10 protein-coding genes and 1 pseudogene are annotated in these 10612 nt (G+C 31.1%); 8 read left to right on the top strand and 3 right to left on the bottom strand.

What is annotated here, in order from left to right:
- Nucleotides 1-212 (top strand): annotated as a pseudogene (locus tag WDZ98_RS02265) (hypothetical protein); the annotation flags it as partial.
- On the opposite strand, the gene WDZ98_RS02260 reads toward WDZ98_RS02265, so the two are convergent.
- On the bottom strand, nucleotides 199-1152 hold the full coding sequence (locus WDZ98_RS02260) for a response regulator (protein ID WP_368057982.1): 954 nt from the start codon (nucleotides 1150-1152) through the stop codon (nucleotides 199-201). The pseudogene WDZ98_RS02265 and the gene WDZ98_RS02260 sit on opposite strands and share 14 nt — an antisense overlap.
- A 385-nt stretch (nucleotides 1153-1537) precedes the next feature.
- Between WDZ98_RS02260 and WDZ98_RS02255 the strand changes: the two genes are divergently transcribed.
- The 3 genes from WDZ98_RS02255 (at nucleotide 1538) to WDZ98_RS02245 (ending at nucleotide 4293) form a co-directional block, all read left to right on the top strand.
- The gene (locus WDZ98_RS02255; protein ID WP_368057984.1) at nucleotides 1538-2242 is read left to right on the top strand and encodes a DsbA family protein; all 705 of its coding nucleotides are present in this window, start codon (nucleotides 1538-1540) and stop codon (nucleotides 2240-2242) included.
- A 108-nt stretch (nucleotides 2243-2350) separates the two neighbouring features.
- Nucleotides 2351-3745: a hydroxymethylglutaryl-CoA synthase family protein gene (locus WDZ98_RS02250; RefSeq protein WP_368057986.1), complete on the top strand. Its 1395-nt coding sequence runs from the start codon at nucleotides 2351-2353 to the stop codon at nucleotides 3743-3745.
- Complete coding sequence (locus WDZ98_RS02245) at nucleotides 3745-4293, top strand: hypothetical protein (RefSeq protein WP_368057988.1); 549 nt, start codon at nucleotides 3745-3747, stop codon at nucleotides 4291-4293. The genes WDZ98_RS02250 and WDZ98_RS02245 overlap by 1 nt, the downstream gene beginning before the upstream one ends.
- A gap of 269 nt (nucleotides 4294-4562) precedes the next feature.
- Here the strand turns inward: WDZ98_RS02245 and bioD are convergent, their stop codons facing one another.
- Nucleotides 4563-5246, bottom strand: a complete 684-nt coding sequence (gene bioD, locus WDZ98_RS02240) for a dethiobiotin synthase (protein WP_368058429.1) — start codon at nucleotides 5244-5246, stop codon at nucleotides 4563-4565.
- 73 nt (nucleotides 5247-5319) lie between these two features.
- Between bioD and bioA the strand changes: the two genes are divergently transcribed.
- Nucleotides 5320-6636 carry an adenosylmethionine--8-amino-7-oxononanoate transaminase gene (gene bioA / locus WDZ98_RS02235; protein ID WP_368057990.1) on the top strand — a complete coding sequence of 439 codons (1317 nt, stop codon included), beginning with the start codon at nucleotides 5320-5322 and terminating at the stop codon, nucleotides 6634-6636.
- 180 nt (nucleotides 6637-6816) lie between these two features.
- On the opposite strand, the gene WDZ98_RS02230 is transcribed toward bioA, so the two are convergent.
- Nucleotides 6817-7383 carry a hypothetical protein gene (locus WDZ98_RS02230; RefSeq protein WP_368057992.1) on the bottom strand — a complete coding sequence of 189 codons (567 nt, stop codon included), beginning with the start codon at nucleotides 7381-7383 and terminating at the stop codon, nucleotides 6817-6819.
- Between the two features lie 206 nt (nucleotides 7384-7589).
- On the opposite strand from WDZ98_RS02230, the gene bioB reads away from it, so the two are divergent.
- The 3 genes from bioB (at nucleotide 7590) to WDZ98_RS02215 (ending at nucleotide 10610) form a co-directional block, all read left to right on the top strand.
- Nucleotides 7590-8567, top strand: coding sequence for a biotin synthase BioB (gene bioB, locus WDZ98_RS02225; RefSeq protein WP_368057994.1), 978 nt, complete (start codon nucleotides 7590-7592; stop codon nucleotides 8565-8567).
- Nucleotides 8551-9681 (top strand): aminotransferase class I/II-fold pyridoxal phosphate-dependent enzyme, encoded by a 1131-nt coding sequence (locus WDZ98_RS02220; protein WP_368057996.1) that lies wholly within the window; start codon nucleotides 8551-8553, stop codon nucleotides 9679-9681. Before bioB ends, WDZ98_RS02220 begins: the two co-directional genes overlap by 17 nt.
- 197 nt (nucleotides 9682-9878) lie before the next feature.
- Nucleotides 9879-10610 (top strand): cytochrome c biogenesis CcdA family protein, encoded by a 732-nt coding sequence (locus WDZ98_RS02215; protein WP_368057998.1) that lies wholly within the window; start codon nucleotides 9879-9881, stop codon nucleotides 10608-10610.
- Nucleotides 10611-10612: the final 2 nt, after the last annotated feature.

The raw sequence follows: 10612 nt of genomic DNA, 5'->3' as shown, positions 1-10612 counted from the left end.
TTGATGATAAAACATTTGTGCAAGGAATAGAATATTTAGTAAAAAATGGAATTATCACAGTATCTGAAAAATCCAAAACTACATCAAATGATCAAAAAGTGCCTGAATGGATAAAATCTAATGCAGGATGGTGGGCAGATGGCTCAATTGATGATAAAACATTTGTGCAAGGAATAGAATATTTAGTAAAAAATGGAATTATTGCCTATTAACAACTTTGTAATTCACACTAGATTTCCAGCGTGCTTCTTCTAGTCTGAATTTATTTTCACATTTCAAACAAATGTAATTAGTTGAAATTTCAGGAAAAAAATCTTTACAATTATTACACATGTAATGATTTTTCATAACTCGATAATCTACACCTAGTGCTTTTATTTCCTTTTTACAATTAGGGCAAATATCATTTTGATATGTATTTTCCTCAGTAATATTTCCACAGTCGTAATGTTCAATTAATTTTCCAAGTTTAAAGTCTGAGCTTTTACAATTAGGACAGAAGAATACTTGAGAAGTTCGTATTGAATCACATTGATTACATGCGACTTCTTTTTTAGTATCTAATGAAATTATCTTTCCTTCTTTTTCTAATTTTTTCAAGTATGACTCGATAAAATTATTAGAAAATCCAAGAATTTCGATGATTTTATTTAAGCTGACTTGATTGTTGGTTTGGAAAATGAAATTAATACGTTCAGCTATTTTTGTTTCGTCTATATCTTCCTCCATTGCATCGGATTGCCTAGATTTTTTTGCAAGATATGATTCTTCTTCTTCTAAAATAGTGATAATTTTTTCTACATCATTAAAATGAATTGGTTTTTGGAGATAATGATATGCTCCCAAACCAATCACTTCCTTGATGCTCTCTTCTTCTTTTCCATTAGCAGTTTCAATAATGATTTTTGTAAATGGTTTTATCGATAAAATTTGTGACATTATAGAATTAGCGGTACTGTCAGGCAGATTATAGTCTAAAAAAATCAATGGTGTTATACTTTTCTCAACAAATTGTTTGAAAAGAGAGATTCCTGCACGACCTGTTTCAGCTGTTTTGATATCAGTATATCCTAACTTCCTCATAAATTCTGCTAATAGCATACCAACTGCAGGACTATCTTCAATGATTAGTACTGATTCTTTAGAACCCATTAACATTCACTAGATTAATCTGGAATAAAAATTGTTTATAAAATAAAACAAGTTTTGTTTAGACACAAAGCATGAATTTATTTACCATCTTCAATATTAGATATTTTGATTCTTGGACGTATGTTAGAATATTCAGCACATGTACCGATTGATCCAATATCAGAAACAATAGTTTTTCAAACGAAGGGATAACAAATGAAAATAGATTATATGAAACAGAATTTTGTATATCAATGGATAAAATTAGTACCCATATCATGACAATTAATACAGATAGGAAAACTCACCCTACAAGGTTTTTTAAAGAACACGCGCAGGAGCAATCCTTCATCACACAAATAATTATCACAAAAGACTAAATGTACCAAAAGAAGTTTAGATTCTATTGATTCATGCCCCCTCACTTGCAATTGGTGCAGCAATTGCAGCTGTTGTGATAATAATTGCATTTGTAGGATTTGACAGTATTTCAAATCAAAAAGAGTTAATCCTAGAGCCAACACCGACAATTCAACAAGCAGATTCACCAAAGATTACAATAAACACATTTTTGGACAATGGCTCTCCAGTACTTGGTGATTCAAATGCGCCAATTACATTAATTGAATTTGGGGATTATCAGTGTCACTTTTGTAATGTATTTTTTCATTCAACAGAAGAGGATATTTTGAAAAAATATATTGAAACAGGTAAAGTAAAGATGATTTTCAAAGACTACAACATCATTGGCCCAGATTCAGTCAATGCATCACATGGTGCTCATTGTGCAAGTGACCAGGAATTATTTTGGGAGTATCACGATATTTTGTATTCAAATTGGACTGGAGAAAATAACGGATGGGCATCATCAGAGAATCTTGCAAGATTTGCCCAAGAAATTGGATTAGATATGGACATATGGACAGAGTGTATGATGAATGGGTCACATTCAAAAAGCATTATTGCAAGTAATAATGATGCAAAAAGTTTAGAATTAACTGGAACCCCGGCATTTTTTGTAATTGGACCCGATGGTAAAACTACACGACTTTTTGGAGCTCAACCTTTTGAAACATTTGAAAAAGTTTTTGAGAGTGAACTAGAAAAATAAAAAATGCGATCAATTCATTAGATAATGCGTGGAAATTACAGGAATTTCCTTTATAGTTATTTAGAATTAACCCCATATCCTTATTAATGAAATTCCGGGAGCTAGCTTATGACAGCTGGGATAGATGACATTGCGATATACATTCCTCGATTGTATTTAGATGCGGCGGATTTTGCAGCTAATAGAGGATTAGATCCAGTAAAATTACAAAAAGGATTAGGAGTCTCACAAATGGCAATAGTTGATGCCAACCAAGACCCAGCATGTCTTGCAGCAAATGCATGTCTACGAATTATGCAGAAAAATAAACTATCTCCAGAAGATATTGGTAGATTGTATGTTTCCACGGAATCTGCTTTTGATGAATCAAAAGCTATGAATTCATACGTTATTGGAATGCTAGAGCAAGTTTACGGACAAGGTGCTTTTGAACACTGTGGAGGAGTAGAAACCAAATTTGCTTGTGTAAGTGGTTCATACGCACTATATGACAATACAAATTGGATTAGAGCCGGAGAAGCAGAAGGAAAACATGCATTGGTAGTAGTTTCAGATATTGCAAAATATGATATGGGTTCTAGTGGAGAAATGACGCAAGGTGCAGGAGCAGTAGTTATGCTTCTAAACGATGAACCAAGATTATTGACATTTGATCCTAAAGTAACATCCACATCAATTAAAGACGAATATGATTTTTACAGACCTTTTGGAAAAGAAACTCCAATTGTACACGGACAGTATTCAAACTTGTTGTACATGATTCAAGTAAGAAAGGCATTAGAAGCATATAAGAAAAAAGTAGTATCAACAGGACTAATTAAACTGGAACCAGGGGAGACAATTTTAGATCATATGGATTACATTAACATGCATTTACCATATAGCAACATGGGAAAGAAGGCATTAGCATATTTGGTTAGACATGAATGGAGACAGCTCCCACGCTGGAAAAATATATTGCAAGAGATAGGAGTTGAGGAACCAAAACCAAAAGATCCACGAGGCACAATAGAATCAGTTTTAGGAGATGAGGAATTCATGGCAAAAGATCACGAGTTTACTAAATTATTTACAAAAACTAGAGAATATCAAGAGGTGTACGAATCAAAACTTTCAAGTTCACTGATTGCATCAAGCATGATTGGTAATTTGTATACCGCGTCACTTTATTTAGGATTTAGGAGTAGTTTAGAATTTGAATATCAGAAAGGAATTGAGTTAGATGGAAAAAGAATCGGATTTGGTTCCTATGGCAGTGGAAGTAGTGCAATGGTATTCAGTGGAGTCATTCAACCAGAATACAAAGAAATTGTAAAAAATATGAATTTAGAAGTAGAGATAGGCGAAAGGAAAAGATTGACGTGGGAGGAATACGAAGAATTGCATGAAAATAAACTACTTCCTGAAGAATCGATGGTGCACTCTAAGAAAGAATTTGTTCTAGTGAACGTACAAACAGACAAAGAAACTAGAGGCGAAAGACGCTATATCTATAACGAATAATGCAAGAAGAGTCAAATCCTATAAAGGATTATTTGTTTGAATACATCAAAAATTCACAGACTATTCCTCAATTAATTATTGAAAAAAAATTTGATTTGATTATTGGTGAGATTGTAAAAAATTGTTATGATCAAATTATTACATTAGGAGAAAAAGATGAATCGATAGGGGTATTAGCCACAGGAATTTTACATTATTTACTCACTAATGCTCTAATTACTAGTCAAAGAAAGGTAATGTACAAAGAAGAAGAACTAGATATTGTAATTCCAGATATAAAAACATTAGAAAAAGATCCAAAAAAAACATTACTTATTTGCATACCAAAATCATCCAACATTAATCAAATAAATGAAAAAATTGAAAAATTAGAGAAAATTCAATCTGAAAAAGAAAACATTTGGATTGTTTTATCAGAAAAAATTCAATTAGAGAAAAAATCATTTGTATTAAACAAGGAACATGATTCTTTTACAAAGATAATTTTTGAGATAGGAAAATTCAGTAATATTGGAGGCACAAATAAATTCAAAATTTTACGAGTGTGAGAGTAGATTTGAAAATGATTAAAGATTGAGGAGAAAGCAAGTTGTCATTATCAAAAAAAACATACTATTAGTTATGACAACAATATGATCATATCACATTATGAAAGATGCATTATCTGAATGTATAATCAAAACAAAAAATGTGCATTTTGGAATATGGGGTTTTGTGTCATCAATAGTCATATTTAGTAACATAATGTAAAATAGAAAGACCCAAGTTCCTTTTTTAAATTCAAATAAAGGATATTAGTATAGGACCTAAGGAAAAATTATTTCAAAAGTTGTTTAAGATCCAAGTTTTTTTGAAATACACGATTTAGTGAATCGTCACTCATATTATCGATAAAAGGAATTGAACCTAAAACTTTGACGCCAGTAAGATTTTCTAAATCTCGTTTCAAAATAGATACATCATAACCTTCATCAAAATTATTAATAATTATTCCTTTGATTGGAATTTTATATTTTTCACAAATCTTAATTGTCATCATGGTATGATTTATGGTCCCAACTCTTGTTCTAGTTACAATCAGTGTAGGAATTTTCATATCTTTAATCAAATGTGTGACGTAATAATTTTTCAAAATAGGGGTCATTATGCCCCCCACACCTTCTACAAGAAGCGTATCGTGTAGTTTCGATAATTTTTTAAAACTTGAAAGGATTGTCGAGATTTTTGGTTTTATTTTTAAATTCTTCCATGCAGTATAAGGAGATGCATGAATTGGGAAAAATTGTGGATTAATTAATTCCTCAGGATCAGTTACTTGTGCAGCACGAGATAAAATTTCAACATCTTCAGATTTGAAACCTTTTTTCTGAGCAGTCCCTGCAGCAAAAGGTTTCATAACACCAACATTAATACCCATTTTTCTAAACGAAACTGCCAAACCCGCAGTGATGTACGTTTTTCCAACATCTGTATCAGTTCCTGTGATAAAAAATGAGTTCAACAAATAACAATTGAAATATTTCATAGATTAACACATCGGTTAATTATTAAGATCTTTGAACATACAAAAACAGTTGAAAAGTTCTGTTTGGCACCCGAATACTCAGATGAATGAATGGAATACCTTTGATAAAATTACTAAGGGGAAAGGAGTATGGTTAATCGATTCTAAAGGAAATAAAATGATTGATGCAGTGGCATCAATGTGGTGTAATGTATGGGGACATTCTAATCCTCAGTTGATTAAAGCAATCACAAAACAAAGCAAAAAACTTCAACATTCATCATTATTCAATCTTACACACGAGCCTGCTGAAAAACTAGCAGGTAATCTTGTAAAAATATCTCCTCATATGTACAAGGTGTTTTATTCAGATAATGGTTCATCAGCAATGGAAATTGCTATCAAGATTGCATTGCAGTATTGGAAAAATGTTGGGAATAAAAGAAAAACAGAGATCGCTACATTAGAGAATGGATATCATGGAGACACATTTGGAGCTATGTCAGTAGGATATGTACCAGAATTTTTTGGTAAATTTAAAAAACAACTATTCACAACCATGCAATTTCCAGTTCCAAATCAATATAGAACACCAAAAGGTTTTACATTTTCAGATTATCAAAACTACTGTTTAGAAAAAATTGAAACACAGTTTTCAAAATATGATAACATTGCAGCTTTTGTGATGGAAAGTGGAGCACAAGTAGCAGGCGGAGTAATAATTTACCCAAAAGGATTTCAAAAAAAAATTGATAAATTATGTAAAAAATATGATGTGTTATTAGTTTTAGATGAAATTGCAACAGGGTTTGGAAGATTAGGATCTATGACTCAGTATGAAGAACAAAATTGCATTCCAGATATTGTATCCTATGGAAAAATGTTAACTGGCGGATATCTTACAATGGCTGCAACATTAACCAACAAGAGAATTTATGATTCATTTTTAGGAGAATTCAATGATTGGCAACATTTGTTTCATGGACACACATACACAGGTAATCCTATTGCAGCTGCAGTTGCAAATGAGAATCTTACAATGTATAAAAAAAATAGTTTAATAAAAAGAATTCAAGTTACTTCAAAAGTTTTTGAGGAATTTTATGATAAAATCTATGAAATAGACATTGTTGGAGACATTAGACACAAAGGAATGCTTATGGGAATTGAATTAGTACAGAACCAAAATAAAAAGACTCCAATTAAACCACAAAAATCAATAAATAAAATATTTTTTGAGGAAGGTAAAAAACAAGGAATCTATCTTAGAACACTAGGAAATATAGTCATGCTTGTACCGCCTTTAGCAATAAAAGAAAATGATCTCAGATCCCTTTTAGAAAGAACAATCAATACTATAAAATCGGCAAAATCAAAGGTACATTGAGTGTTAATCTACGACATATTAGATTCGTTGATCAGTCATATAAAACTGGATGTAAGAATATGAAATACCTTCGTCGTTTTTAAATATAATTTTTTACATATTAAAAAATTCACAGATGAGACATTAAAAAATACTGTTCAGAAGATGTGTGAGTTGGAATTTAATTTTTTGGCAGATGTTTTAGTATGATTCTGTTAAATATTTAATTGAATTGACAAATTCTTTCTCAGAAATTGTTTCATCTAAATACCATTTTGTGGTTTGCTTAAACCATGTAGGAATTATGTTTGGATCTGATTTATCAGTCAAATTTAAATCTGCAAATTTTTCAATTGCTTTCAAAAACTCTCTGTCTTTGATTTCCCATCCAATCCATAAATTTGCTTTATTTTTAAACCATTTAGGGATTGAACTAGATTCGTCCACATGTCTTTCTTTTAGGTAATTTGCATTTTCATCTAATTTCTTTTCAATCTCAAAAATCAATATAAGATCTTTTTGTGGATGTTGACTGTTCCATGCAATATTGTCATATAAAATAGGACAGATTTTAGCATTAAGAAAAAGTTTATGATGATCCTTGAAGTTTTCTGAACCGATTAACAAATATTCTTCATAGAAAAAATGGCATAATTTTAAAATGTTCTCTGGTGTTTTGCCTTCAAAATCAGGTTCATGTGCAAATACTGTGGGAATAAATACAGCAGGTAAAATCAGAGTAAGTATCATAAAAAATAGAAATTTCATATTTTTAGTTCTATTTTTCTACTTATTAACACCATGTCAAATTTTTTCAATAATCAGTACCGTTTTGGAATTTTCTATTTGAATGATTAAAAAATCTGTTAGCCTCATTCATGCCTAAAGTGAATCTATTTGTACCTAGAATCATCAATAAATAAAATATTTTGACAGAGATTATCGTTATAAATGGAAAAGTACTAGCATCCAATATGAGTACTCTGAAATTTATCAAAGAGTGTCAAGAAAAAGTGTTTGCAGGGATTGGAATTTCGACAGACGATGCAAAAAAATTATTTGGCATATCAGAAGAAAGCCTGAAAGAATTAGCAAGACATGCAAACGAAATAACTCGTGATTTTAATGGAAATAAAGTAGATGTAGAGCAATTAAACAATATTAAAAAAAATGCTTGTAGTGAGGATTGTTCATTTTGTGGGCAGTCAGCATTTTTTGATACAGGTATAGAGACATATCAACTAGCATCATCAGATGACGTAGTCAAGAAAGCACAAAAAGCAAAAATGGATGGAGCTGAATCATATTGTTTAGTTGCTGCATGGAGAGAGCCATCATCAAAAGATTTTGAAAAGGTATGTAAAATAATTAGTGAAATTAATGACAAGGTTGGAATTAGTGTGGAATGCAGTTTAGGTTTTTTGACATCAGAACAAGCAAAAAAATTAAAAGAACTAAAAGTAAAAAGATACAATCATAATTTAGAAACCGCAAAATCAAAATTTTCTGAAATCTGTACAACTCACACATACGAAGATAGACTAAAGACACTAGGTATTGCAAGAGATGCAGGATTAGAATTATGCACTGGTGGAATTATTGGATTAGGAGAAACCAGAGAACAAAGATTAGAATTAGCATTAGAATTAGGAAGGCTATATCCAGAAGAAGTGACAATCAACATTCTTGTACCGATGCCAGGAACACCTCTTGAATTACAAACAGATCTTCCAAATTCTGAAATTGTACGAATGTTTTCAGTGATTAGATTTTTGTTACCAGAGTCAGTAATCAAAATTTCTGGAGGACGAGAATCAAAATTAAATGACTCAGGCGAGGAACTCTTACAAAGTGGAGCTAATGGAATAATCACTGAGGGATATCTCACTATGGGTGGAAATGCGGCTCAAAAAGATCGTGAATTAATAGAAAGAATTGGCCTCCAAGTATAATCTAAATTTTGTAGATGCAGAACTTGAAAAAATTAAAAAAAATAATCTTTATCGAAAGTTGCGATACGGCAAGATAAAAGAAGGGCACATCATAATCAATCAGAAAAAACTTCTCAACTTATGTTCAAATGATTATCTGGGAATTCCCAATATTCCAATAGATGTTAAACAATTACAATCAAGTTCTAGATTAGTATCTGGAAATGATGAATCGTATAAAAAACTAGAAGGCAAACTTGCAAAACACAAATCACAACAAAACAGTTTGATTTATCCAACTGGATATATGGCAAACCTTGGAGCAATTTCTACAATAGCAAAAAAAGGAGACATCATTCTAAGTGATGAATTAAATCATGCCAGCATAATAGAAGCTTGTAAACTATCAGATGCCAAAATTTCAATCTATAAACATAACAATATGGATGATTTGAATAAAAAATTAAAACAGAAAGGAATTAACAAATTTGTAATATCCGAAGGAGTGTTTAGCATGGATGGAGATTTATCATTATTGAGACAAATTACAGAAATATCTGAAAAAACAAATGCAATTACAGTTATAGATGATGCTCATGGGGATTTTGTAATTGGAAAAGATGGAAAGGGAACTCCAGAACATTTTGGCGTTTCAAAAAAAATTGATTTGTATATAAGTAGTTTAAGTAAAGGGCTTGGATCATTTGGAGGATATATTGCATCACAAAATAATGTAATTGATTTATGCATAAACAAATCAAAATCATTTATCTATACATCAGCACTTCCATCATTTTTAATTGATCACTCTTTAAAAAGAATCGAATCAAACAGAACAAAACAAAAAAGAAAACTAGAGAGAAATGTCACTCATTTATCAAAAGGTCTCAAGCAAGTTGGATATGATATAACATCAACTACACAAATTATTCCAATAATCATAGGCGACGAGAAAAAAGCAATGGCTTTTGGAGAATTTTTGCTGAATAGTGGGATATTTGTTCAGCCAATAAGATATCCTACAGTTCCTAAAAATCAGGCAAGATTGAGAATTTCAGTTACGGCATGGTTAACAGAGAAAGATATTGAAAAAACACTTGAGATTTTTGAAAAAGCGTATAAAAAATTCAATTAACGCATCATATCAAACCCACCAAGTGCAGGTGAACCAATAATTACAGCCAGTGTGACTGCAATACCCAAAACTATTCCAACAATCACAAATCGTTTATTCATAATGAAAATACGCATCATCCTAGTTAAAAATTCACTGTACATTATTGGAAAAAGATATGGAATAATCCTTTAAAGGAAAAATCATAATTTTAAAGCATGGCAGACCCAACTATTCTCATAGCATTTGTTGCAGGTCTGAGTTCATTTATTGCCCCTTGTATTTTGCCCATAATTCCAGCTTTTCTTGCATACATATCTGGAACCACAGTAACAGAGATCGGATCTAAAAACGGAACTATTCTGTCCATTAATAGGTTAAACATTGTATTTAACACCGTGTTTTTTGTTTTAGGATTTTCAATTGTATTTTCCATATTGGGTGTTTTAATCAACAGTATACTATCAAGTGCAGCAAGTGAAATTATAGAAAGTCTCAACATAGTAGGAGGAATAATAATAGTAAGTTTTGGGATATTTTTACTACTATCTACTAAAATCCGTTCATTAAATATGGAAAAAAAATTCTTTCCTAAGAATACAAAATCAAGCTACCCAATGTCATTTGTGTTTGGATTGGCATTTGCTGCTGGATGGACACCATGTGTGGGTCCAATATTGGGAACAATACTAACTTTAGCAGCTACTACGCCATCTATTTCATTTAGTTTGTTACTTGCATATTCATTTGGTTTAGGAATTCCATTTATCTTAATGGGGATATTTTTTTCTAGAGCAACAAGAATTATACGCTCAATGACAAAACATCTAAAGTATTATAATGTAATATTAGGCATATTCATAATTATTTTAGGAGTTCTCGTATTTACGAATCAACTTGCATATATTACAAACTTTCCACTTCTAAATGAATTGGTGTTGTTAGGATGAAT

The organism is Candidatus Nitrosopumilus sp. (assembly GCF_040878665.1).
Classification (GTDB): Archaea; Thermoproteota; Nitrososphaeria; order Nitrososphaerales; family Nitrosopumilaceae; genus Nitrosopumilus.
Note: the sequence above shows the minus strand (reverse complement) of the source record. Positions and strands in the feature narration are given on the sequence as shown.

Bases quoted from the DNA above. Each gene is read 5' to 3' on its own strand.
- WDZ98_RS02245 (WP_368057988.1), top strand. From the start codon at position 3,745: ATGCAAGAAGAGTCAAATCCTATAAAGGATTATTTGTTTGAATACATC.
- bioB (WP_368057994.1), top strand. From the start codon at position 7,590: ATGAGTACTCTGAAATTTATCAAAGAGTGTCAAGAAAAAGTGTTTGCA.
- WDZ98_RS02215 (WP_368057998.1), top strand. From the start codon at position 9,879: ATGGCAGACCCAACTATTCTCATAGCATTTGTTGCAGGTCTGAGTTCA.
- WDZ98_RS02230 (WP_368057992.1), bottom strand. From the start codon at position 7,383: ATGAAATTTCTATTTTTTATGATACTTACTCTGATTTTACCTGCTGTA.
- WDZ98_RS02260 (WP_368057982.1), bottom strand. From the start codon at position 1,152: ATGGGTTCTAAAGAATCAGTACTAATCATTGAAGATAGTCCTGCAGTT.
- WDZ98_RS02250 (WP_368057986.1), top strand. From the start codon at position 2,351: ATGACAGCTGGGATAGATGACATTGCGATATACATTCCTCGATTGTAT.